General features: G+C 65.7%; 22 protein-coding genes. 4 read left to right on the top strand and 18 right to left on the bottom strand.

Translation table 11 applies throughout. From position 1 onward, the window contains the following. Positions 1–50 precede the first annotated feature (50 nt). The 16 genes from R2733_18615 to R2733_18540 all read right to left on the bottom strand — a co-directional run bounded on the left by R2733_18615 (position 51) and on the right by R2733_18540 (position 17,275). Positions 51–1,409 carry an ABC transporter substrate-binding protein gene (locus R2733_18615; protein MEZ5378524.1) on the bottom strand — a complete coding sequence of 453 codons (1,359 nt, stop codon included), beginning with the start codon at positions 1,407–1,409 and terminating at the stop codon, positions 51–53. 35 nt (positions 1,410–1,444) lie between these two features. Then, positions 1,445–2,557 carry a branched-chain amino acid ABC transporter permease gene (locus tag R2733_18610; protein MEZ5378523.1) on the bottom strand — a complete coding sequence of 371 codons (1,113 nt, stop codon included), beginning with the start codon at positions 2,555–2,557 and terminating at the stop codon, positions 1,445–1,447. Further along, positions 2,554–3,450 (bottom strand): branched-chain amino acid ABC transporter permease, encoded by an 897-nt coding sequence (locus tag R2733_18605; GenBank protein MEZ5378522.1) that lies wholly within the window; start codon positions 3,448–3,450, stop codon positions 2,554–2,556. Before R2733_18605 ends, R2733_18610 begins: the two co-directional genes overlap by 4 nt. Next, complete coding sequence (locus tag R2733_18600) at positions 3,447–5,273, bottom strand: AMP-binding protein (protein MEZ5378521.1); 1,827 nt, start codon at positions 5,271–5,273, stop codon at positions 3,447–3,449. The genes R2733_18605 and R2733_18600 overlap by 4 nt, the downstream gene beginning before the upstream one ends. After that, complete coding sequence (locus tag R2733_18595; GenBank protein MEZ5378520.1) at positions 5,270–6,091, bottom strand: ABC transporter ATP-binding protein; 822 nt, start codon at positions 6,089–6,091, stop codon at positions 5,270–5,272. Before R2733_18595 ends, R2733_18600 begins: the two co-directional genes overlap by 4 nt. Next, a complete protein-coding gene (locus tag R2733_18590; GenBank protein MEZ5378519.1) occupies positions 6,091–6,903 on the bottom strand; it encodes an ABC transporter ATP-binding protein in 813 nt (270 codons plus the stop codon). Before R2733_18590 ends, R2733_18595 begins: the two co-directional genes overlap by 1 nt. Before the next feature lie 144 nt (positions 6,904–7,047). Further along, positions 7,048–7,842, bottom strand: coding sequence for an SDR family NAD(P)-dependent oxidoreductase (locus R2733_18585; protein ID MEZ5378518.1), 795 nt, complete (start codon positions 7,840–7,842; stop codon positions 7,048–7,050). Between the two features lie 51 nt (positions 7,843–7,893). After that, the gene (locus R2733_18580) at positions 7,894–8,541 is read right to left on the bottom strand and encodes an HAD-IA family hydrolase (protein ID MEZ5378517.1); all 648 of its coding nucleotides are present in this window, start codon (positions 8,539–8,541) and stop codon (positions 7,894–7,896) included. 74 nt (positions 8,542–8,615) lie between these two features. Next, on the bottom strand, positions 8,616–9,926 hold the full coding sequence (locus R2733_18575) for a DUF3179 domain-containing (seleno)protein (protein ID MEZ5378516.1): 1,311 nt from the start codon (positions 9,924–9,926) through the stop codon (positions 8,616–8,618). Between the two features lie 35 nt (positions 9,927–9,961). Beyond that, positions 9,962–10,954: a branched-chain amino acid ABC transporter permease gene (locus R2733_18570; GenBank protein MEZ5378515.1), complete on the bottom strand. Its 993-nt coding sequence runs from the start codon at positions 10,952–10,954 to the stop codon at positions 9,962–9,964. Beyond that, complete coding sequence (locus R2733_18565) at positions 10,951–11,904, bottom strand: branched-chain amino acid ABC transporter permease (protein MEZ5378514.1); 954 nt, start codon at positions 11,902–11,904, stop codon at positions 10,951–10,953. The genes R2733_18570 and R2733_18565 overlap by 4 nt, the downstream gene beginning before the upstream one ends. Positions 11,905–12,007: 103 nt before the next feature. Continuing rightward, positions 12,008–13,627, bottom strand: a complete 1,620-nt coding sequence (locus R2733_18560; GenBank protein ID MEZ5378513.1) for an ABC transporter substrate-binding protein — start codon at positions 13,625–13,627, stop codon at positions 12,008–12,010. Positions 13,628–13,708: 81 nt separating this feature from the next. Further along, positions 13,709–14,827: a branched-chain amino acid ABC transporter permease gene (locus R2733_18555; protein MEZ5378512.1), complete on the bottom strand. Its 1,119-nt coding sequence runs from the start codon at positions 14,825–14,827 to the stop codon at positions 13,709–13,711. Between the two features lie 13 nt (positions 14,828–14,840). Further along, the gene (locus tag R2733_18550; protein ID MEZ5378511.1) at positions 14,841–15,752 is read right to left on the bottom strand and encodes a branched-chain amino acid ABC transporter permease; all 912 of its coding nucleotides are present in this window, start codon (positions 15,750–15,752) and stop codon (positions 14,841–14,843) included. Between the two features lie 39 nt (positions 15,753–15,791). Then, positions 15,792–16,514, bottom strand: a complete 723-nt coding sequence (locus tag R2733_18545; GenBank protein MEZ5378510.1) for an ABC transporter ATP-binding protein — start codon at positions 16,512–16,514, stop codon at positions 15,792–15,794. Beyond that, entirely contained in the window at positions 16,511–17,275 is a 765-nt protein-coding gene (locus R2733_18540; protein ID MEZ5378509.1) for an ABC transporter ATP-binding protein, read from the bottom strand. The genes R2733_18545 and R2733_18540 overlap by 4 nt, the downstream gene beginning before the upstream one ends. A 495-nt stretch (positions 17,276–17,770) precedes the next feature. On the opposite strand from R2733_18540, the gene R2733_18535 reads away from it, so the two are divergent. Beyond that, positions 17,771–18,082 carry an antitoxin gene (locus tag R2733_18535; GenBank protein MEZ5378508.1) on the top strand — a complete coding sequence of 104 codons (312 nt, stop codon included), beginning with the start codon at positions 17,771–17,773 and terminating at the stop codon, positions 18,080–18,082. An 81-nt stretch (positions 18,083–18,163) separates the two neighbouring features. Next, positions 18,164–18,691: a GNAT family N-acetyltransferase gene (locus R2733_18530; protein ID MEZ5378507.1), complete on the top strand. Its 528-nt coding sequence runs from the start codon at positions 18,164–18,166 to the stop codon at positions 18,689–18,691. Between the two features lie 42 nt (positions 18,692–18,733). On the opposite strand, the gene R2733_18525 is transcribed toward R2733_18530, so the two are convergent. Then, the gene (locus R2733_18525; GenBank protein MEZ5378506.1) at positions 18,734–19,492 is read right to left on the bottom strand and encodes an SDR family oxidoreductase; all 759 of its coding nucleotides are present in this window, start codon (positions 19,490–19,492) and stop codon (positions 18,734–18,736) included. A gap of 197 nt (positions 19,493–19,689) precedes the next feature. On the opposite strand from R2733_18525, the gene R2733_18520 reads away from it, so the two are divergent. Next, entirely contained in the window at positions 19,690–21,555 is a 1,866-nt protein-coding gene (locus R2733_18520; GenBank protein ID MEZ5378505.1) for an NAD(P)/FAD-dependent oxidoreductase, read from the top strand. Positions 21,556–21,559: 4 nt separating this feature from the next. Here the strand turns inward: R2733_18520 and R2733_18515 are convergent, their stop codons facing one another. Continuing rightward, complete coding sequence (locus R2733_18515) at positions 21,560–22,129, bottom strand: TetR/AcrR family transcriptional regulator (GenBank protein MEZ5378504.1); 570 nt, start codon at positions 22,127–22,129, stop codon at positions 21,560–21,562. Positions 22,130–22,231: 102 nt separating this feature from the next. Here R2733_18515 and R2733_18510 point away from each other — a divergent pair, with 102 nt between their 5' ends. Continuing rightward, positions 22,232–24,685 carry a glycoside hydrolase family 3 C-terminal domain-containing protein gene (locus R2733_18510; protein ID MEZ5378503.1) on the top strand — a complete coding sequence of 818 codons (2,454 nt, stop codon included), beginning with the start codon at positions 22,232–22,234 and terminating at the stop codon, positions 24,683–24,685. Positions 24,686–24,733 lie beyond the last annotated feature (48 nt).

Here is a 24,733-nt window from a genome sequence, read left to right as displayed (position 1 = left end):
TAGAGTGCGGTGGACGCAACGTCGATTCGGCGCCGATCCGTCGCTCGACGTCAGCCGGCGGCGACGAACTCGAACGCTTCGGCGGCCGGCGAGGTGATGTCGGGCGCCAGAGCAGCCAGCGCGAACGGCTTGCTCACATCCACCGCGAAGATGGTCGAATACCGTGGCGGGTTCCGGTCCTCGGGAGCGCCGTAGCCATAGCTGGGGGCGAGGTCACCAAACTCGAGTGCACTCATCCCGTTCATGGCGCTGATGACCCCCTCACGGCTGAGGTCGCCGTTCGCCACCGCCTCCTCGAGCAGCTGATGGGCCGCCCACGCCTGGAGGTAGCCGAAGGTGAAGTAGTAGCTGGGTGTCTGGTCCGGCTTGTACTTGGCGACACGCTCGACCATGGCGGTCATCTCGGTCGAGTCCGCCGCTCCCCACTCCTGACCCATCGATGCCACCCAGACGTAGGCCTGGAGGTAGTCGGCCAGCGGTGTGGCCGCCAGCGCGTCGATCCATGCCGGCGACTGGGCGATCCAGCGGGGGGTGAAGCCCGACTGCGCGGCCGTGCCGAGGATGCCGCCGAACTCGGTGGGCAGCGCGGTGGCCCACACCATGTCGCACTCGGCGTTCACCAGTTCGGTCACCTGCGCGGTGAACGACTGATCGCCGCTGCCGTAGCGGGTCACGGTGGACACTTCGAACCCCAGCTGATCAGCAGCGAACTCGAGGCCCTCGAGCCCGGCCTCACCGTAGAGGTCGTTCTGGATCACGGCGCAGATCGTGTCGTCGACCGAACCACCACCGTCGCCGAGGTAGTACGACATCGCGTTGATCACATCGATCTGATACGGCTCGATCACCGGCATCAAGTGCTGCTCACGTACCCACGGGGCGTCCTGGCTGGCGGGCGAGGCCACCATGTTGTCCTCGGCGAGCATCGGCAGGGTGGCGAACACCGACGCCGTACCCATGATCTGTGAGAACATCACGACGTCGTCTTTCACCTTGCCGTACTTCTGCACGGTGGCGGCGGTGTCGTATTGGTGGTCCTCGAGCACGATCTCGACCGGGTACATCCCACCGATCCCGCCGAGTTCGGCGTTGAGATAGTCGAAGTACACCTGCTGCCCGGCGGCAAGCTGGGTGCCGATCACGGCCGCCGGCCCGCTCAGAGCCGAGAGCACCCCGACCTTGATGGTGGAGCCGTCGAACCCCGGGCCGGCGGTCAGCTCGCCGCCCGACGCTCCGCCGTCGCTTCCGCTGTCACCGCCGTCGCCACCGGCGGTCGTTGCACTGTCGCCACTGCTGTCTCCGCCACTCGAAGCGTCGCTGCCACTGCCGCCACACGAGGCTGCGAGCAGCCCCAGTGCGAATAGCGCAGCTGCGATCCGCCAGAGCGGCCCTCGCGCGTGTCCAGTCATGTCCGTTGTCCTTTTCTGCTGGATGTCTCCTGAGATCAATATGAAAACGGCCAGGCTTGGAAGTAGATGCGTATTCGCATCCACAGCGCAGCGAGGCCACGGGGCTCGATCACGAGGAAGCCGATGATCAGGGCGCCGAAGAGTGCTTGGTTGAGGGCGAAGACCGTGATGCCCGATTCCCCGGCCTGGGTGGCCACGCCGGGAATCCGGTCGCTCCACTCCTCGATGAGGAACGGCACGGTGGTGATGAACAAGGCGCCGAGGATGGGCCCGTAGACCGTTGCCGCCCCGCCGATCACGATCATGGCCACGTACTCGATCGAGAGGAAGAGCCCGAACTCCTCGGGATTGACGAATCGTTGGAACGATCCGTAGAGCGCGCCGGCGAGTGCGGCGAGCGAGCTGGAGATCATGAACGACATCACCTTGGTGCGAGCGAGTCGGACACCAATCACTTCGGCGGCGGCGTCACGGTCGCGCACCGCCTGGAACGCCCGTCCGAGGCGGGTACGCATCAGGTTCTTGATGAGTAGCGCGACCAACGCCACGACCGCCCAGATCAGGTAGAAGTAGCCGCCTTCCCGACTGAAGTCGTGGCCGGCGATCGTGAGCGATGCGAAGTCCAACGGTCCGAGTGACGCCGGCGCAGAGACGTTGATGCCGTTGAGCCCACCGGTCACGCTGTCCCAATTCTCGAAGATGTGCTGGCCGATGAAGACGGTGCCCAACGTGATGATGGCGAGATAACTACCGCGCAGCCGCAAGGCGAACGGACCGATGAGCAGGCCAACCGCGGCGCCGAGCAGTGCGGCGGCAACCAGCCACACCGGCAGCGGTAGCTCGAGTTCGCCGCCGACGTAGGCCGCGGTGTAGGCACCGGCGCCGAGGAAGAAGCCGTGGCCGAGCGAGATCTGGCCCGTGTAGCCGGTGAGGACGTTGAGCCCGAGCGCACCGATGGCGGCGATGCCTGCGTAGTCGACCACCGACAGCTGGAAGTCCGACAGCAGCATTGGCGCGAGGAGGTACACCCCGATGCCGAGGACCAGCGCCGCCTTGCGCCACCCCGATCGCCAGATGGCCACGCTGTCGAGCTGATCCCGCAGCATGCCCGAGTTCGCCGATTCACGGCGTCGAAGGATCGCGGTCACAGTCGTTCCACCTCCTTCGTTCCGAAGAGTCCATAGGGCCGGACCATCAGGATCAGGATCATCACCACGTAGGGCGTGACGGACTGGAAGTCCTGTCCGAGCCAGCTGGCATGCTCGGGCTGGTAGCCGGCCGTGAGGGTTTGGGTGAGTCCGATGATGAAGCCACCGAGCACGGCGCCGAGCGGCGAGTCGAGGCCGCCGAGGATCATGGCGGGGAAGGCAGCCAGAGCGATCAGGCCGATCGAGGGGCGGAGCGCCGCGGGACCGGAGGCGAGCGTGAGACCGGCAACGGCCGCGACGCCACCCGAGATCGCCCAGGCGATGGCGACCACCCGACGCACCGAGATCCCGCGAGCCATCGCTGCCTCCTCGTCGATGGCGACCGCCCGCATTGCCAGTCCGGTACCGCTGTAGTGGAAGAAGACGAAGAACAATGCGACCACCACGAGCGCCAGGCCGATCGCCCAGAGGTCGACCACCGCCATCACGATGTCGCCGACCACCACGGTGTCGATCCCCCACGGATCGCCGAGGTTCTGCGCATCCTGGCCCCAGACCATCGTGATGATCTGATCGACGACGAACAGCAGGCCGATGGTGATCATGATCACCGAGAAGACCGGTTGCCCCGACATCCTTCGGAGCAGCACGCGCTCGACGATGAGCCCAACGGCTGCTGTCGCCACGATGCCGATGGCCGCTGCGACGACGAAGGGCAGACCCCACGTCTGGTGTGCGTTGAACGTGAAGTACGCGCCAAGCGCAACGATCGAACCCTGGGCGAAGTTGATGACACCGGTCGCTCGGTGGATGACCACGAACCCGAGAGCTACGAGTGCGTAGCGTGCGCCGAGCGCCAGACCGGCGAAGCACAGCTGGAGGAAGTCGGTCATCGATACATCTCCTCGATCAACTCGGCGAACTCGGTTTCGATCGAACGCCGCTTGACCTTCTGCGTGGCGGTCAGCTCGCCACCCTCGTGATCGAGCTCGCGGGCGAGGAGGCGGAACGCCTTGATCTGCTCGACCCGAGCGAGGTCCCGGTTGACGTGCTCGACCACCTCGTTGACGAGGCCGACCACCTCATGCTTCGAGGACAGGTCGCCATAGGTGGTGTAGGCGATGCCGCGACGGGCCGCCCAGTCGCCGACCGTGTCGAGCTCGATCCCGATGAGGGCGACGAGGTACCGGCGCTGGTCGCCGATGACGATCGCCTCTCGCACGTAGGGCGACACCTTGAGCTGGTTCTCGATCTCGCTCGGCGAGATGTTCTTGCCGCCGGCCGTGATGATCAGGTCCTTCACCCGGTCGGTGATCGTCAGGAATCCGGCGGCGTCGAGCTCGCCGACATCACCGGTGTGCAGCCAGCCATCGGCGTCGAGCGTTTCTGCTGTCGCCTCCGGATTCTTCAGGTACCCCACGAAGTTGCAGGCCGAGCGAGTCAGGATCTCGCCGTTGTCGTCGATGCGAATCTCGACGCCGGGCAGGGCCTTGCCCACCTTGCCCAGCCGAACGTCGTCGTCGGGGGTGTAGGTGGCGACCGCCGTGTTCTCGGTCTGGCCATACCCCTCGCGCACCCGCACCCCAATGGCCCAGAAGAACTCGAGGAGCTGAGGTGCGATGGGTGCAGCGCCCGACAGCGCCACCCGGGTCCGACGCAAACCGAGCTTGTCGCGCAACGACCGGAACACGACCAGCCAGAGCACCCACATCACGGCTCGTTGCGCCACGCTCGATCGCCCATCCATCAGATCACGCGCGTGACGCCGGCCGTGTCGCACGGCGAGGTGGTAGAGCGACCGCTTGAGGCGCGACGCATCGTTCATCCGGATCTCGACGGTGGCCGCCATCTTCTCCCACACGCGAGGAACCCCGAGAAAGATGGTGGGTTGGACGTCACGCAACTCCCGAGCAAAGAACTCTCCGCCCCGACCGAAGTTGACCACGTAGCCGACCCGCAACGCGTTGATCGCCGAACTCAGCCGTTCGGCGATGTGGCAGAGCGGAAGATACGACAGGACCTCGTCGTTGCTGCTGGACTCGAACGCCTGGTTGAACGTGTTTGCCGCCGCCACGAGGTTCCGGTGACTGAGCATCGCCCCTTTCGGCGGACCGGTGGTCCCCGACGTGTAGACGATCAGCGCCACGCCATCGGGATCGAGCCGGCCCACGTGCTCACGCCAACGGCTCTCGGCGCCCTCCCCCATCGCCTCGAGTTCGGCGAAGGTCATGATCTGCGAATCGCCGAGATGGTGCATGGTCGTGCGTTCGTCGATCACGACGATGTGGCGCAGATGAGGCAGCTCGTGACGCACCTCGAGCGCCTTGTCGAGCTGCTCTTCGTCTTCGACGATCAGCACCGACGCCTCGCTGTGTGACATCAGGTACTGGACCTCCGATGCCGGAGAGGTCGGGTAGATGCCGACCGGCACCGCCCCGATCCCCTGGCCCCCGATGTCGGCGAACAACCACTCCGGTCGGTTCTCGCTGTGGATGGCGATCCGATCGCCGACGCCGACGCCGAGCTGCTCGAGTGCCATCCCCACACGAGCAGCTCGCACGGCGTAGTCCCGCCACGAGATCGACTCCCAGATCCCGAGGTGGTGGTGACGTATCGCCGTGGTGTCGGTCATGTCGCCAGCGCGGGCCAGCAGCATCGCAGGGAGCGATGATGGCCCGGTCGCCAACGAAGGGGTGCTCAGCGTGGTGGCGGTCATGACGCCTCGCTTCCGAGATAGACCTCGTGGACCTTCGCGTTGCGCTGGATCTCGTCAGGGGTCCCGATCGCGACGACCGACCCGAAGTTGAGGACCATCACCCGATCGGCGAGGTCCATCACCAGATCCATCTGGTGCTCAACGAGCATGGTGGCAATACCGAGCTCACGACGGATCTGGAGAATGTGGCGTGCGGTGTCCTCGGTCTCCTCCTGATTCATGCCGGCCACGGGTTCATCGAGCAGTAGCAACCGCGGCTCCATCGCCACGGCCCGTCCGAGCTCGATGCGCTTCTGCACGCCGTAGGGCAGCGCCCCCACCGGCATGCTGCCGTAGTCGGCGAGATCGAGGAGGTCGGCGATCTCGGCGCAACGTTGCCGCTGGATGCGCTCCTCTCGGCGGGCCTTGCCCCACCACAGCGGGCCGGAGATCGGGCCCGAGCGCAAGCGGTGGTGACGACCCAGCATCAGGTTGTCGATCACCGACAGGTTCGTGAACAAGGCCAGGTTCTGGAAGGTGCGAGCGACACCGAGTTCGGCCGTATCGACCGGCCGCAGCTGGAGGAGGTCGACGCCGTCGAGCAACGCCGCGCCGGTCTGGGGCCGATAGACCGCGTTGAGGCAGTTGAAGATCGAGGTCTTGCCTGCACCGTTCGGCCCGATCACGGCGAACAGCTCACCGTCGTCGACTTGGTAGCTCACATCGGTGAGCGCATGGACGCCACCGAACGACAGCGAGACGTTTCGCACGTCGAGGAGCGGCTTGGCGGTAGCGGTGGTGGAGGTGGTCGAGGCGGAGCCAGCGGGGTCGATGGTCATCACGAACTCCAACTCCGGTGACGGCGGTAGCTCTTCACCTGATCGAGCCGCGTGCGACCGCCCTCTCCCATTCCCAGGTAGAACTCCTGGATGTCGCGGTCATCACGCAGCTCGTCGGCCGGCCCGTCCTTCGCCACCTTGCCGTTCTCCAAGATGTAGGCGTGGTCGGCGATCGACAGCGCCATCTGTGCGTTCTGCTCGATGAGCAGCACGGCAGTGCCACTCCGGTTGATGTCGCTGATGACGTCTCGGATCTGATCGATCACCCGAGGAGCCAGACCGAGCGACGGCTCGTCCAGCAGCAGGATGCGAGGTCTCGACATCAGCGCCTGTCCGATGGCGAGCATCTGCTGTTCCCCGCCGGAGAGGTAGCCGGCGGAACTCTCCCACCGATCTTTCAGCACGGGGAACAGCCCGAGGACGTGGGCGTACGCGGCGTCCAGTTCGTCGCGACCGGGCCGGCGCACCAGCGCACCGGCCCGAAGGTTCTCCTGCACCGTGAGGTCGGCGAAGATCCGCCGTCCTTCCATCACCTGCGCCAGGCCGTGACCCACGATGCTCGCCGTCGACCGAGCGGTGATGTCGAGGCCGCCGAGGGTGATCGAGCCCTTGGTGATCCGGCCCCGGTGGTTGCCGAGCAGACCGCTGATCGCGCGGAGCACGGTGGTCTTGCCGGCGCCATTGGCGCCGAGGAGCGCAACGATGGCGCCACTCGGCACGTCGAGGCTGACCCCGCGCACCGCCAGGATCACATCGCTGTAGACCACCTCGAGGTTCTGGATCGTCAGCACCCCGTCATTCGGTTCGCTCAAGAGAATCACCCTCCCCTTGACCTCGGGTCGGTGGTCTCCTGCCTGCGATCGCCGACCTTTACAACGTAAGGTCGACGCAAGGCGCGCTCCAGGGACCTAGGTCCCGAGCGCTCGAATCAGTGGGCTGTGATCAGGTGTGCGTGCTCAGGTGTGGCGGATGCTCATGCCGCCGTCGACCGGCACGATCGCCCCGTTGAGGTAGCTGGCGGCCGGCATGCACATGCTGACCGTGATGTGCGCCACCTCCTCCGGATCGCCGTAGCGACGCAGCGGCACCTTGCGCTTGGCGTAGATCTGCTTCGTCTCGTCGTCGATACCGGCGGTCATGCCGGTGTTGATCGGTCCGGGGCAGATGCAGTTCACCGTGATGCCGAGCCGACCGAGTTCGACCGCAAGGCTCTTGGTGAGGCCGACCACGCCCGACTTGCTGGCGGTGTAGGCGGTCATGCCGGCCGTGGTGACGATGGCTTCGGTGGAGGCGATGTTGACCACACGCCCACCGTCGGGCGCCGACTGGAGGTGTGGCAAGCATGCTCGCACCAGCCAGGAGTGGGCCGTGAGGTTGACCGTCAGGGTCTTGGCCCAGTTCTCCTCGTAGCTTTTCTCTTCCTGGAGGGCCGACGTGGGCAGCGCCACACCGGCATTGTTGATCAAGGCGTCGACGCCGCCGAACCGTTCGACGACATCGGCGACGAGCTGCTTGATCGCTGCGTGATCGCTCACATCGCAGGGGAACTCCGCCGCTGCATCGGGACCGTGCGCGTCGCGGATCTCGTCGGCGACGGCCAGCACGCGCTCGGGATCGAGGTCGACGATCGCAACCTGGGCTCCCTCGTCGGCGAAGAGGTGGGCGGTGGCGCGGCCCATGCCCGACGCAGCACCGGTGACGATCACCCGCTTGCCGGCGACGGAACGAGAACGAGAGGTCAATCGAGTCATGATCCGGACCCTAATCGGGTCTCGAGAGCGCCGTCACGCTCGCCCGATCGGTCAGGCGCCCAGGTCCAGATCGAGGAGTTCTCCGAGGTCGCGCAGGAGCTGGGCTTCGTCGAGCACCTTGATGGTGGTCATGCCCATCTCGCGGGCCGGTTTGAGGTTCATGCCGAGATCGTCGAGGAAGATCACCTCGGCCGGTTGGACGCCCGCCAACTCGCACGAACGCTCGAAGAACTCGGGCTCGGGTTTGCGGGTACCGACGGCGTTGGAGTCGATCACGAAGTCGAACATGGCTTTGACGGCAAGGACCTCCTCGCGGTGGTCCGTACCGGTGCTGTTCGTGAGGCACGCCACGATGTAGCCGTTGTTCTTGATCGTCGCGACGGCCTCGACCACCGCCGGGCGAATCTCGCCTTCGAGCAGGCCGATCAGTTCCGCTCCTGGGATTCGGTGGCCGGCCGCTTCGGACTCGGCGGCGAAGGCGGCATCGAACTCCTCGACGCTGATCTCGCGCCGCTCGAATCGGGCCCAGGCGTTGTCGTTGGTGTTCTTGGCGTTGAGCTGACGGATGAAGTCGAGCGGGATGCCATGGTCGGCCTCGTACTGGTTCAGCTCGATGAACGGACTCGAGATCACCACCCCACCGAAGTCGAAGAACACCGCGCGAAACGGGGTCGACGACGAGTGCGTAGGTGTGGTCATGAGGGCTCCCAGTGGTTGGACGACGCCCGATGATGCCCGAACTTCGGCGAGTTTGCAGCGTTCGTCGGCCACGTTCACTCCGACGGTTGCCACACGTCGGTGTCGGGATGGTTGGCGTACCAGGCGAACCAGAAGGACTGTTCGCTCACCACGAGCGACCCCATCGAGTCGGTCACCGCAGCCCCGGGGCCCGTCGGCGTCACCGTGAAGGTCTTGCCGCCAACCTCGACCTCGATCGCTCCGTCGAGCGCTGCCAACTCGATCGCCAACTGTCGGCCATCATGGTCGATGCCCACCACCTCGGTCTTCGGGTCGAACGGACCGGGTGTCTCGAGCACCGGGAACCACAGATCGGGGTTGTCGTAGTAGCTGCGGTAGGCCGTGCCGGGGCGATAGTCGTAGGCGATGGGTGGGCGTTCGAGTTCGTCGAAGAAGATCGGTTCGGGTGTGTCGAGTACCTCGGTGTCAGGATGCTCGGCGACCCAGTCCGCCCATTCGACCAGCTGGACCGGACGCGTCGTCAGCTCGACTCCCGCCAGCGGCCCGCCAATCCCGATACCGAGGAGGTGATGCCACAGCGTTCCGGTTTCGACGTCGTACATGATCTTGTTGGAGTTGAGCAGGAGCCCGCTGGTCTGGAACTGCAAGCTCTGCCCGTCGACCACCGACTCGAAGACGAGCGCCGACCGGCAAAGCGTGCAGTAGACGACAGCGATATCCGTCTCGCCGACGGTGTCGTTCACCAGCTCGTGATGCGACAGGAACCGCAGCGGGTACGCCACCGCCTCGCCATCGACTTCGACACCCAGCACCGCCTCGTCATCGGTCATCCACGTCGCCTCGGGCGCGGTGAGCCGGGCGGGGTCGTTCAGCTCGGGGATCCCGCCGAGCGGCACACCACCGAACTGGATCGCTGCCAGCTGTGTCTGGTCCTCGACCGAGAGGAGCAGCGGCCCGAAACGCTCGTCGATCCGGGCGTAGGTGCCGGCCTTGAACGCGCGGTAGCCGGGGCCACCATCGAGCCCGAGTGTCTGGGCCCACCCGCCGTAGTGGTTCAGGTCGGGGATCCGCGCCTCGCTGGGGATGCCGGTCATCGCCTCCAACACCTCGCCGATCCGAACGTCGACCAACGAGTTCCCACTGAGCCGGAGGAGATCGAGCAGCCAGGGCACCCAGCGATGATCACCGTCGGCGGCGATGAGCTCGACCAGACGAGGCGTCTCGACGCCGGTCGGATCGGCCAGAAAGACCTCGGCGGCTTCGAGCACGATGCCGTCGTCGGTCGGGTCGTCGGCAATCGATGGGGTCGAGCCAGATGAACCCGTGCACGCAGCCAGGACCAGCAACATGATCAACCCGATCGACCGAGCAGCGATCGTCGACATCGTGATCCGTGGTCGTCCGACGATCGATCGCATGGTCAACGAACCCGGCGGCCACCTCGAAGATTCCGCAGTCGGCCGATGGCTTCGGCCGCGCCACCGGGAGCGAGCAAGGTGACGAGGACGACCGCAAGGCCGAACACGATGTCTTGGTTGCCGAGGAACGAGATCCGCTCGGCGATCTCGGGAACCACCACCAGGACGATGATGCCGTAGATCGGGCCGGCCAGCGACTGCACACCGCCGAGTACGGCCGCGGCGTACAGCCGGAACGACAGTAGGGCATCGAACTCCGAGCTCAGGAGGAACGAGGTGAGGACGGCGTAGAGCGCTCCACCGGTTCCCGCCATGGCGGCCGAGATCCCCAGCGCTCCGGTCTTCGCCCAGCGTGCCGAAATACCGAAGGTTGCGGCGGCAATCTCATTGTCGTTGGTGGCTTGGATGGCACGGCCGACACGACTGTTGTTCAGGTTCCGGGCGAGCACGAACCATCCGGCGATCACGAGGAGCGACACGACGTAGTGCCACTCGGCGGTGGCGTCGCGCCCACCGAACACCGAGGGTGCGTCGAACGACGAGGTGTCGAACCGGATGCCGCTCGATCCCCCCGTGTACGCCGGAACCTTTTTGGCCAGCGGCTCGAACGCCAACGCCGTGCCCAGCGTGATCAGCGCCAGGTGCGGTCCCCGAACTCGCAAAGCTGGCAGGCCGAGGATGACACCAAACGCGGCAGCGACGACGATGCCGACCGGCACCGCAAGTAGGAGTGGTACACCGGCCTGTGCCGAGCTCGCCGTGGCGAAGGCGCCGATGCCGACGAACACCCCGTGGCCGAGCGAGACCACGCCCGCTCGTCCGGTCAACATACTGACGCCGAGAATCGCGAGCACCAGCACCAGCTGGCGGGTGAGTTGGTTGAGACGGAGATCGCTGAGGAGCAGCGGGAGCGCTACCACGATGATGGTGAGCAGAACACCGGGCACGCCCGCTCGCCGGACCAGGGTGCCGACACTCGAGAGCAGCGTGGTCACACTCGCACCACCCGTCTGCTCCCGAACAGCCCGGACGGTCGCAGCAACAGGATCAGCACCATGGCAACGAGTGGCGGGATCAGCGAAAGCTCGGTGGGCACGCCAAGGTAACCCGGCACGAGGCTCTGCGACATGCCGACGATCACACCGCCGACGATCGCTCCGATCGGCGAGTCGAGCCCACCGATCGTGGCCGCTGCGAACCCGAAGATCAGCAGCTTCATCATCAGGAAGGGCTCGAGGACGAGCGCACCGCCGATCAGCGAGGCGGCCATCGCCCCGATCCCCGCGGCCACCCCCCATCCGAGGGCGGTAGTGCGCCCGACCGACACCCCGACGAGCTGGGCCGATGCCGGGTTGGAGGTGATGGCTCGGAACGCCAATCCTGCTTTGGTTTTGAGCAGCAGCAATCCGAGCAGGAGCACCACGACCAACAGGACGGCCCATACCGCCAGGCTGCTGTACCGAAGCCGGGCGCCGGCGACGATGAACCGATCGTCGACGCCGTCCGGGAATGGACTGGCCAACGCGCGGCTGTTGGTCTTCCAGATCGCCACGGTGATGCCGTTGAGCAACACCAGCAGACCAATGGTGACGTTGATCTTGGTGAGGTCCGAGCGGTTCTGGATCGGCCGGATGCACACGAACTCGATCACGATGCCGAGCACCGCGCCGAACACGACGGCGCCGATCACGGCCGCCCAGGCCGGCCAGGGATGACCGGGCAGGTAGGAGGCGAGCGACGTGCCGGCGACGACGCCCGACGCTCCGATCGCGGTCGGCGGCGACACGAGGACGAGCGTGATGTAGCCCGAGAGCATGGCCATCTCGCCCTGGGCGAAGTTGAGCAGGTTGGTCGATCGATAGATCGCAACGAGTGCCAGTGCCAACGCGGCATAGATCGCCCCGTTGTAGAGGCCGTCGAAGAGCCGTTGGATCAGCAGTTCCATAGGTGTCCGGGGGATGGTCGAAAAATGGCGGTGGCCGGTGGAGCACTCGGCTCCACCGGCCACACGCCGCTGTCAGTTACTTGTTGTCAGGCAACGACGGGAATCAGGCGCAGCCGGACTCGGTCCAGGAGCAGGTGCCGGACGACCCGTTGAGGTCGATCACATCACCGATCTGCTCCGAGCTCTGGGTCGCAGCGTTCCACTTGTTGATCTGCGTACCTTCGACCAGGTAGGCGTCTTCGGCGCCGTTGTTGGAGAAGGCCACGCCTTCGAGCAGAGCCGGGTGGGTCATGTCGAGGGCACGAAGCGCAATCATGTAGTTGGTACGGGTGACGCCGCCATCGAGCTCTGCAGCAATCTGCAGGGCCTGGATGTGGGGCCAGCCGAACTCACCGAAGCCGGTGCCGACGAGGCCGATGGTGCTGTCAGCACCGGCGGCGTCCATGGTCTCGACTGCCCACTTGACGTAGACGTCGTTGGTACGGAAGTTCTCGTCGGCCATGTCCTTCCAGCCACCGCCGAGGGCGAGCCAGCCGTCGGCTGCATCCTCGGCCGGGCCGAGGAACGAAGCGGTGGCGCACACCGACGGTGCCCAGACAGCTTCCGCCGTCTCGACGATGCCGGCACGAGCCGCTTCCTGGAAGGCGATGGTGCAGGGAGCGCCAGCCGTCATGGCGATGAAGACCGCCGGGTTGGCCGCAGCCAGCGTGGTGATCTCGTTGGTCAGCGTGGCGGCTGCCGCGTCGTGGCGCACGAGCTCGACGTCGGGATCGATCACGTCGGATCCTTCGGCGGCGCTCATGAAGCCGGCCTCGTAGGCGAGGCCGAAGTCGTTGTCAGCCACGAGGGCGGCGACCTTGACGGGCGCCTGATCAGCCATGTTGGCCTCGATCCAGCCTGCCCACAGCACACCCTCGGTGAAGTAGTTGAGCTGGAGACCGGTGGTCCAGGGGTAACCCTGCGGATCGCCCCACGCCGGGTGGCCGGTGAGGGCCATCGGGTGCGGCACACAGGCGTCGTTCAGGCGGTCACGCACCGAGAAGGTATTCGGGGTACCGAGCGTCTGGACACTGAACGGCTTGATCGAACCGAGGAATTCCTCGACGTACTCCTGGGTGAGGGCGGCGTCGTAGGCGTCGTCCTTCACCGAGAGGGCAACCTGCAGACCGTCAGGGCCGATGCCGCCGTTGTCGTTCACGTAGTTGAAGTAGGCCTCCATACCGGTGGCAATGTTGCCGTAGGCGGCGAGGGTGCCGGACTGGGCGATCGAAAGACCAAGGGTGATGGTGCCGTCGACGATGCCTTCGGTATCGCTCCACTCGGCGGGGCAGCCCGACAGGTCGGCGGTCCAGCCACCAGGACCGGTCAGCATGCCGGCGTCGTCGACGCCGTAGCCGTTGGCCTTGATGTCTTCGACGATCGCGGCGCGCTGCTCGGCCCACAGGGCCTCGTAGTCTTCGATCGAGGCGAGTTCGGCCGCAGGCTCGGTCTCTTCCTCGGTCTCGCCTTCGCCTTCCGTGTCGCCGGAGCCGGAAATGGCCTCCTTGGCTGCGTCTTCATCGACACCACCGAGGTCGCCGCCTTCGCCGCCCGATTCGCCTTCGCTCGTTCCCTCGTCGGAGCCGGCGCTGGCCCCATCAGAGCTGGAGCCACCGCAAGCGGCAGCCGCAAGCGACAAGGCGAAGAGCATCGCCAGCGCTCGCATCAGTGTGGACTTGTTCATGGAAGTGTCTCTCCTCATTGGAATGGCTTGCTTTCGCATGTGGCCCCGGCAAGCTACCGGAGCACGAACTTGTGCCGTCGCCTACTGGGCGGCGACCTCGAGGTCGGCGGCCGAAGTGCGGGCCGTCGTCGCAGTGGCACCACCGGTCGGAGGCGTGGGAATGACCTGAACGAACCGAGGCGAGTACTTCTTCACGAAGCCGGCGATGCCGTGCGGAGCGAAGAACACCACCGCGATCAGGATGATGCCGAAGATGGCCTGCGACAGGGGTCCGTCGCCGTCGAGGGTGTAGAAGCCGAGCGGGATCGAGATGTTCTTGGTGAACTCCCGAACGAACACCACGACCAACGCACCGAAGATCGGGCCTTGGATGGTGGCGACACCACCAATGACCAGGGCGACCAGCAGGTCGACCATGAGCACGAAGGTGAAGCTGGTCTCGGCGACGAAGCCGGTGTTCATGGCGTACATCACGCCGGCCAGACCGCCAATGGCGGCGCTGAGACCGAAGTTGATGACCTTCACCCGTCGGATGTCGACGCCGCTCACGGCCGCACCGGTCTCGTTGTCGCGAATGGCAACGACGGCTCGGCCGGGGCGACTCTTCAGCAGATTGGCCACACCAACGAAGCACAGCACCGCCAAAAGCAGGATCCAGTAGTAGCGATACTGGAAGGGCTTGTCGACACTGAACCCGAGGCCTTCAGCAACACTCGTGGGAACGATGGCCTCATTGATCTTGAGTCCATTGGCGCCACCGGTCCGCCGTGCGATGCCGAACAACTCGAGCTTGGTGAGGCTCGGGAAGGCTGCGGCGAAGGCGACCGTAGCCATGGCCAGATACAAGCCCTTGATCCTCAGCGCCGGAACACCGAGCAACAGCCCGAACAGGAATGCCGCAAACATTGCGAACGGGACGGTCATCCAGTAGTCCCAGTTGCTCTCGTGCACCAGCGTGGCGCAGACGAACGCACCGATGGCAATGAAGGCCGACTGACAGAGTGCCAGGAGACCCGAGAAACCGACGACCAAGTTCAGGCCGAGGACGGCGGTGGCGATGGCGATCGCTCGATTGAGACGACCGACCTGGAACTCGGGGAGAATGATCGGTGCAATGAGCAGCACCACGGTGAGCAGGCCATAGCCCGCGATCTTGAGATTGCGGTGCTGGGAGCTTCCTTGTTGAACAACCAAAGCCATGTCTCGTTCCTCCCTACACTCGTTCGATTCGTTTGGTGCCGAACATCCCGGAGGGTCGGAACCACAAGACGGTCAGCAACAGGATCACCGGCGGCACCAGTGGCGTCGCCCGGAAGGCCTCGAAGGGCTCGAATCCTGTGAGGTAGCCGAGCCCGACACTGTTGATCAGGCCGACGACGATGCCACCGATGGCCGCACCACCGATCGAGTCGAGTCCACCGAAGGCGGCCCCGGCCAAGGCGTAGACCAGGATCGGCGCCATCATGTTCGGGTGCAGGGTGAGGCGGGGAGCCACGAGGATGGCGCCCAGCGTGCCAAAGGCACAGGCCGCCGCCCAGCCGAAGCTGAGGATGCGACCGACCCGGATCCCGACGAGTCGAGATGACTCGGTGTTGGACGACACGGCCCGGAAGGCCAGACCCATCTTGGTCTTGTTGAGGATGAGGTAGACCGCCAGGTACATGAGGCCGAGGCCCACCATCATGCCGATCGAGTCGTAGAAGATGCGAGCGCCCCCTACCGAGACGAAGTCGTCGAACCCGTTGGGGAAGATGCTCGGCACCGCTCGGGACTCATAGTTCCAGACATCACCGGCCACCGCATTCACGATGTAGAAGATGCCAAGGGTTATCAGCACCACAGGTAAGTGGTCTTGCGGATCGAACGGGCGAACCAGCACCCGTTCGATCGTCACGCCCAAGAGCGATGACAGCGCCATGGCAATGATGGCCGCCACGATCAGCGGCAACTCGAACGCTTGCACCGCAAAGACGTAGAAGAGGAAGGCACCGAGCATGGCCAGCTCGCCCTGGGCGAAGTTGATCAGCGTGGTGGCCTTGAAGATCAGCACCAGGGCGATGGCGACGACGGCGAAGATTGCTCCGTTCGACAATCCATCGATGACGCGTTGGAGGAAGAGTGCCATGGTCAGTTCGCTCCTGGGATGGTTGGGGTTCGGACGAGGTCAAGCACCGAGGTAGGCCTCCTGGATGGCGGGGTTGTCTCTGAGTTCGGCGGCGTCGCCGCTCAGGGTGATCTCACCCGTCTCGAGCACGTAGGCCCGGTTGGCGATCGAGAGCGCCAGGTTGGCGTTCTGCTCGACCACGAGCATCGTGGTGCCGCTTTCGGCATTGATCTCGGCAAACGTGCCGAACAGGTTCTCGATGATGATCGGGGCCAGACCCAACGACGGCTCGTCGAGGAGCAGCAGTTTGGGTCGCGACATGAGCGCCCGGGACACCGCAAGCATCTGCTGCTCGCCACCACTCAACGATCCTGCCGCCTGCTCCCGGCGCTCGCCGAGCACGGGGAAGTAGGTGAGCCAGCGGTCGATGTCTTCCTGGACACCCTTCTTGTCCTTGCGGATGTAGGCGCCGAGATGCAGGTTGTCCATCACCGAGAGTTCGGGGAACGTACCCCGGCCCTGCGGCACGTGGGCCACGCCGTGGCCGACGATCTCGCCGGCGTCAGCCTTGGAGACGTCGACGCCATCGACGATCACGGTGCCGCTCGACGACACCACCGGCATGTTGCAGATCGAGCGCAAGGTGGTGGTCTTGCCGGCGCCGTTGGCGCCGAGGATCACGCACACCTCGCCCTTCTTCACCTGGAGTTCGAGGCCTCGCAGCACGGTGACCTGGCCGTAGTTGGCGCGCAGGTCTTTCACTTCGAGCATCACATCGCTCATGCTGCGGTTCCTCCGAGGTAGGCCGCGATCACGTGCGGGTCGTTGCGCACCACGTTGGGGTCGCCGTCAGCGATCTTCTGACCGAAGTTCATCACCACGATCTTCTCGGAGATCGCCATCACCATGCGCATGTGGTGTTCGACCAGGAGCACGGTGAGGTTGTAGGAGTCACGGATCTGCTTGATCACGTCGGCCAGCTCATCGACCTCGCTGTGGGTGAGGCCGCTGGCCGGCTCGTCGAGCATGAGCAACTTGGGTTCACCGATGAGGGCTCGGGCCAGCTCAATGCGCTTGAGCGTGCCGAACGGCAGGCCGGCGGCGGGGTGGAAGGCGAACTGATGGAGATCGAGTTCCTCGAGGGCGGCGTAGGCCCGCTCCTTGAGCATGGTTTCCTCGGTCTTGGTGCCAACCCCGAGGATCGACTTCACGAATCCAGCCTTGCTGCGGGAATGCCCACCGACCATCACGTTCTCGAGGACCGAGAGACCCGGCCAGAGCGCCAGGTTCTGGAAGGTGCGGAACACGCCCTTGGTGCTGATCTCGTGCGGCGCCAGCGCCAGCAGATCCTCACCATTGAACGTGACCGATCCCTCGGTGGGGTCGTAGATCCGGCTGACCACGTTGAACAAGGTCGTCTTGCCGGCGCCGTTCGGACCGATGAGGCCACAGATCTGGCCTTCCTCGATACCGAAGGACAGTTCGGACAACGCAACGATGCCACCGAATCTGACGGTGATATCGGATACGTCCAGAATTGGCATGCAGCTTCCCTTTCCTCGGCAGCCTTCGTGGTGTGCGACGGATGTCACATGTCAAGACCGGGGAAGACCATACAGTCCTCACCCAGGGTGCGCCAGAACTCATGACCATTTCGAGTGATATGTCCCACGGAGAACGCTCGAAGCCCCCGCTGCTGCGGGATTCCGTCGATCATGACAATTTCGCATCACCCTGTTCAGTTCCGGAGGAGCCCTCCATTGGCATCGGACTCGCCACCAACGCCAACCCTCGGCTGTCGAGCCCACACTCAGCGAACGGTCGGCTGCCGAGCCCGGTTCTGGGCTCCAGAGCCGAGAGATGGCGAGCGGTGGGTTCCAGAGCCGAGAGTTTGTGCACGCTCCAGGTGATGCAGTGGACGACGGGGCTCGCGGAGAGAATTGTGAACGGTTTGTTCCACTTGGGAGCGACCGTCGCCGCGGCAACTCATCGCACGTAGATTGTCATGCGTTCCCGTCGTCACGACCGAAGGCATCATCATGAAGTTCCTCGACCAAGCCAAGGCACTGCTCACCAAGAACTCTTCCAAGATCACCGATCAGCTCGGCAACGTCGGCGAGATGATCGACAAGAAGACCGGCGGGAAGTACTCCGACAAGATCACCAAGGTCACCTCCACCGTCGAGAACAAGCTCGGCGATCTCGCCCCCGGCGACGCTGCGACCGGTGACGACACCGAGATCGATCTCAGCGAGACCATCGACACCGACGCCGCTGCCAAGGCGGCCACCGACGTGGTCGACACCGCCGCCGACGCCGTCGAAGACGCCATCACCGACACCAAGAACTGAGCGGTTCCGGCGAGTTCCGGCCGCCCGATCGGCGGCCGGAACTCCCGGCAGCACACTGGCATCGGTCGCTACGGTTGCCCGATGCCCTCGCCCTCGACCCAACCCGGGTCTGCGCTCCGCCTCCGTCGCCTCACCATCGACGACGGTCCGGCGTTCGATGCCGCCCACCGGGCCACCACCGACTACCTACTCGGCCTCGGGTACACCCCCGGGATGCCGTTCGCCGACTATCTCGCCGAACTGGAACGCCAGCGCTGCGGCCACGATCTTCCCGACCACCTCGTCCCGGCGACGTTTTTGGTCGCTGTCGTTGGCGGTGAGATCGTCGGGCGTTCATCGATCCGGCACGAGTTGAACGACTTCCTGCGTCGTGAGGGCGGCCACATCGGCTACTGCGTCGTGCCCGAGCATCGCGGCAACGGCTACGCCACCGAGATCCTCGCCCAGAGCCTGATCGTCGCTCGCTCCGTCGGGGTCGAGTCGGCCCTGCTGGTCTGCGATGACGACAACACTGCGTCGGCCGTCGTCATCGAGGGCGCCGGCGGACGTTTGGTCGACGTCGTCGAGGACGGCGACGGCCAACTCGTCCGCCGATACTGGATCGACTGACGAACCGGACTGTTCGGCAGACCACCGAACGGGGTGACCCTTCTACGCCGCCGACCAACCCCCGTCCGCGGTCACGATCGCACCGTTGACGTTCGATGCCTCGGCGGACGCAAGCCACGACACCACCGTGGCGATCTGCTCCGGCTGCGCCGGTGGGCCGCTGGTGGCGATCTTCGCCATCGCCCGCTCGATCGCCCACGGGCTCTGCGGAGCGGCGGTCGCTCCGATGCCGGTCTCGACGCCACCCGGGAGCACGGCGTTCGAGCGAATTCCCTTCGGCCCGTAGAAGAAGGCCACGTGCCGGACGACCCCCAGGACACCGTGCTTCGACGCGGTGTACGCCACGCCGGATGCGCCGGCACCAAGCGACGCCTCCGACGCGACCGTCACCACCGCACCTGAGCCTGCCGCTTCCATGAGCGGGAGCACGGCGCGGGTGAGACGCATCACACCCGTGAGGTTGACGCCGAGGACTCGGTCCCAGGTCGCGTCGTCGACCTCGCCGAGCGGGAGGAAGTGATCCATGATCCCGGCGACGTTGGCCAGCACGTCGATCCGTTCACCGGCAACCGCCACCAAGGCGTCGACATCAACCTGGTCGTTCACGTCGCAGTGCACCGTCTCGAACACCGCCCCCGACGCGGTCAACTCCTCGGCCAACGCCGCCAACCCCTCGTCATTCACGTCGCACGCCACCACCCGCGCTCCTTCGCCGGCGAACTGCACCGCGGTCGCTCGCCCGATACCCGAACCGGCACCCGTGACGATCACGGTGCTCCCGGCATGCCTCGTCGTTTCCATCACACTCCACCTCATTCATGCGTCGCCGACGACGCACCTCGACCAACACGGCGATCGTGCGACACGACGACGGGCGGGCCCAGAGGCTTCGGTCACCCGCGCCGACATTGGGATCGGCCGGGGCCTGCGAGGTAGCGTCGCCCAAGCCGAGGGAGCAGGTCGCCACCACCGCTCCCCCACCCGTGAGGAGACGTCGCATGTCCATCTCGATCGACCCGACCACCGGACGCAAGATCTTCGCCACCCGAGCCGCCAAGGCCAACGAGCGCATCGCCGGCAAGGGCTACTCGGTCATCGACGACGACAAGCTCAAAGAGCTCCCACCCCAACCGGCCGGAGCGAAGTTCAACGCCGAGGAGCAGGCCAAGTACCGCGAGTTCAAGGAGGCTCGGCGAGGCAACGCCGACTACATGGCGATGGAGGGCGAGTTCGCCAGCTACCTCGAAGACGTCTACTCCGCCGACCCGGTGCCGCGAGAGGCGTTGACCGACGAATGCGACATCGTCGTGGTCGGCGCCGGGTTCGCCGGTCTGCTGCTGTGGTACAAGCTGCGCGAGGCCGGCTTCACCGACGTCCGGTTCTGCGAGAAGGGCGGCGACGTCGGCGGCACCTGGTACTGGAATCGGTACCCCGGCGTGGCCTGCGACGTCGAGGCCTACAGCTACCTCCCACTGCTCGAGGAGATGGAGTACGTCCCGGCGATGAAGTTCGCCTCGGGCTTCGAGATCCTCGAGTACTGCCAGCAGATGGCGGAGCGCTTCGGCTTCTACGACCACTGCCTCTTTCACACGACCGTCGAGCGAACCGACTGGGACGAAGACGCCGCTCGCTGGACGGTCCACACCGATCGGGGCGACGCCATGCGAGCCCGCATCGTCATCCTTGCGAACGGCATCCTCACCAGTCCGAAGCTGGCACGCATCGAGGGCATGGAGACCTTCCAGGGTGATGCCTTCCACACCTCACGGTGGAACTACGACATCGATCTCGAGGGCAAGCGTGTCGGCATCATCGGCACCGGCGCCACGGCCGTACAGGTCATTCCCGAACTGGCGAAGGTGGTCGGTGAGCTGTTCGTCTTCCAGCGCACACCGTCCACCATCGACGTTCGAGACCAGCGAGCCACCACGCCGGAAGAGATCGCCCAGTGGGCGAAGGAGCCGGGCTGGGCTCGGGCCCGTCGAGCCCGGTTCTCCAAGATCTCGGCCGGCAGAACGGCGATCAAGGCCAACGACGACTACCTGGCCGGCAAGGTCACCGACTTCAAGGAGCGCAAGGAACACGAGCGTCGCCTCTCCCCCGAAGAGATGGTCGAGAAACAGCTCGACACGAACTTCCGGATCATGGAGCAGATTCGGGCCAGGATCGACGCCATCGTCGAGGATCCAGCGACGGCCGAAGCGCTCAAGCCGTACTACCCCTACGGGTGCAAGCGGCCGACCTTCCACGACGAGTTCCTCCCGACGTTCAATCGGCCGAACGTCACGCTCGTCGACACCGCTCCGCTCGGCGTCCGCCGGATCAACGAGCATGGTGTCGTCCACGACGGCATCGAGTTCCCACTCGACGTACTGATCTACGCCACCGGCTTCCAATGGATGGCCACCTCCACGTTCAACATGATCACCGGCCGCGACGGTCGCACGCTCAGCGAGAAATGGCAGTCCGAGGGCACCAAGACCTTCCTCGGACTCCACAGCCAGGGCTTCCCGAACCTGTTCATCGTCACCGGACCGCAGGGAGGCGGCGGCAGTTTCAACTTCACCGATGCCATCGAGCAGCACGCCGACTACGTGGCATGGATGCTCACGACGATGCGCGAGCGCGGCGCCGACGTGGTCGACATCGAGAAACAACCCGAAGAGGATTACGCCGAGCATTGCCGGCAAGCCGACATCGCCACGGCCCCGCTGCGAGACTGCATCTCCTACTACAACGGTCACGGCGACGCCGAGCCCGGCAGCCTGGCGTACTACGGCGGCGGACGCTGGCACAAGTACCGCATGGCCGCCCAGTCGACGCTCGATCCCTACGTCTTCGAATCGAGGGCCCCCGTCTCGTGATGCCTCAGGGGGCGACCAACGACAACAGGTAGGCCACGTGGTCGGCCATGTCGACATCGCCACGAATCAACCACTGGGTCTGAAGGCCATCGGCGGCGGCGATGAGGAGGCGAGCCAGACGTTCGGGGTCGATGTCGGACCTGACGGCCCCCTGCTCGATCGCCTGCGCGATGGCGTCGCTCAGCATGACGCCGACCCGCTCGAAGCGAGCGGCGAAGAAGTCGTGCGCACCGTGCTCGGCGTGGGTGGCCTCGGCCGACAACGACACGTACAGCTGCACGAGCCCGGGAACATCCGCATTCGCCGAGATCGTGGAGACGAAGTCGTCGAGTCTGACCGAGTCAGCCGTCGATGCGGTCGAGTAGGACGCGTCGCGTAGTCGCAGCACCTCGGCGAAGAGGTCCTCCTTCGATGCGAAGTAGTGCAGGACCCCGGCATTGCTGAGCCCGACCGCTTGCGCGATCTCCCGCAAGGTCGACCCCCGGAACCCTTGCTCGGCGATCAACGACAGGGCGACCTCGAGGATCTCCTGCCGCTTCGCCTCGCCCTTTGCGTATCGAGTCGGACCGACCATCACGACATGCTAGCCGAATACCTACTGTCGGTAGGTATTTGATATCGTGACCGAGCAATCGGGCGCGCCTCTCGCACGCACCACGAACAGAACGGAAGACCCGTGTCCCAGGCAAACGACCGCACACCGGCGAACGGCGTCGAGAACGAAGCGCTGCTCGGCTTGCTCGCCCAGCTCGATCTCGAGGAGAAGGTGCTCATCCTCACCGGCCAGGACTTCTGGTCGACCTGGCCGATCGAGAAGATCGGCCTGCGCAGCATGGTCGTCTCCGACGGCCCGAGCGGCGTGCGCGGCCCGACCTGGGACGAGCGCTCACCGTCGATCAATCTCCCGTCGGCCACAGCGCTCTCGTCGTCGTGGGACCTCGACGCGGCCTATCGGTACGGAACGGTGTCGGCCAATGAGGCGCGCCGCAAGGGCGTCGACGTCGTGCTCGGCCCGACCATCAACCTGCATCGCTCGCCGCTCGGCGGTCGCCACTTCGAGGCCTTCAGCGAAGACCCGCTCCTCACTGCCGAACTGGCTGCGTCCTATGTGCACGGCGTGCAGGACAACGGCGTCGGCGCCACGCCGAAGCACTATGTCGCCAACGACTTCGAGACCGAACGGTTCACTGCCGATGTCACCGTGTCGGACCGAGCCCTGCGCGAGCTCTATCTTCTCGCCTTCGAGAAGTCCATCACCGAGGCTCGTGCCTGGATGGTCATGAGCGCCTACAACTCGATCAACGGCGCCACGGCCACCGAGAACGAACTGCTCGAAACCCCGCTCAACTCCGAGTGGGGCTTCGACGGCGTGGTCGTCAGCGACTGGACCGCCGTTCGTTCGCTCGACTCGGCGCGATACTCACAGGATCTCGTGATGCCCGGGCCGAAGGGTCCGTGGGGCGCCAAACTGGTCGAGGCGGTACGCAATGGCGAGATCGACGAAGCTGCCGTCGACCGCAAGGTGCTCCGCCTGCTGCTGCTCGCCGCTCGTGTTGGCGCCCTCGCCGACTTCGATCCGCCGGCCACGCCAACGCCGATCGACGGCATCGCCTTCGCACGCGAGGCCGAGATCGAAGGCACCGTGCTGGTGCGCAACGAAGGTGCGCTCCCGGTCGTACCCGGCACCGTGTCGTCGGTGGCGGTGATCGGCCACAACGCCGTCCTCGCTCGCACGCAGGGCGGGGGGAGCGCCACCGTCATCCCCGAATCGGTGGTCTCGCCGCTCGACGGCATCCGCGCCGCCTTCCCCGACGCTGCCATCACCTACTCGCGCGGTGCGATCGTGCAAGAGGGCGTTGCCGAGTTCCCTCCCGGTTCCATGACCAACCCGATCACCGGTGGGCCGGGCGCACACGTCCGCATGCTCGACGCCGACGGCAACGAGTTGTTCGCCGAGGACCGTTTCGCCGGGGCGCTCGTCTACTTCGGCGGCGATGCTCCGGTCGGACAGATGAAGACCTTCGATTTCGCCACGCAGTGGACCCCGGAAGAAACGGGCAAGGCCCGTATCGGCTGCGCCGTCGTGGGCACGGCCCGCATCTTCGTGAACGACGAACTCGTCGATGAACAGCAGGCCCATCCGGTCGGCAACGACCTCGGCGCCGCCTTCCTCGCTCCGCCGTCGATGACGGTCGAAGTCGATGCCGTCGCCGGTCAGCCAATCGACTTCCGTTTGGAGCACCGCCCGCTCGAAATGAGTGCCCTGGCTGGGGCGATGAGCATCACGCTGGGTGTCGAGCCCCCGGTCGTCGACGACGACCAGCTGATCGCGGAAGCCGCCGCAGCGGCGGCGGCAGCCGATGTCGCCATCGTCGTCGTCGGCACCAACGCCAAGGTCGAGTCCGAGGGCTACGACCGGTCGAGCCTCGACCTGCCGGGCCGCCAGGACGATCTGGTCCGTGCCGTCGCCGCCGCCAACCCCCGCACGATCGTGATCGTCAACGCCGGGTCGCCGGTGGCGATGCCGTGGCGAGACGAGGTGGCAGCAGTCGCCCTCACCTGGTTCGGCGGCCAGCAGTATGGCAACGCCCTGGCGGATGTCATCACCGGCGCCGCCGAGCCCGGTGGTCGCCTTCCCACCACCTGGCCGGCGACGCAGGACGACGTCCCGGTCCTCGATGTCACGCCGGTCGACGACGGCATCGAGTACGCCGAGGGCATCCACATCGGCTATCGGGCCTGGCTGAAGGCCGGCACGGCACCGGCATACCCCTTCGGCTTCGGTCTCGGCTACACCACGTGGCTCGTCGGCCCCGCGTCGCTGGCCGACGATGGCGACACCACCACGGTCACCGTGCCGCTGACGAACACCGGCGACCGGGCCGGCAAGCACGTCGTCCAGGTCTACGCCTCGCGTCCCTCGTCGGCCGTCGACCGCCCCGTCCGCTGGCTCGTCGGTTTCACCACGGTCCGCGCCGACGCCGGTGCGTCCACCTCGGCCACCATCACGATTCCGCGCCGCGCCTTCATGCACTGGGACGGTGAGTGGAAGCTCGAGGCGGGCACCTTCGACCTGTCGATCGCCACCTCGGTCGACGACATCGTCGAGACGCTGTCGCTCGAGGTCTGAGGTCGACCGTCGGTGGCCGGGCGCATGCGCCCGGCCACCGCAACACCA

This window comes from Acidimicrobiales bacterium (assembly GCA_041394265.1).
Classification (GTDB): Bacteria; Actinomycetota; Acidimicrobiia; order Acidimicrobiales; family SZUA-35; genus JBBQUN01.
Note: the sequence above shows the minus strand (reverse complement) of the source record. Positions and strands in the feature narration are given on the sequence as shown.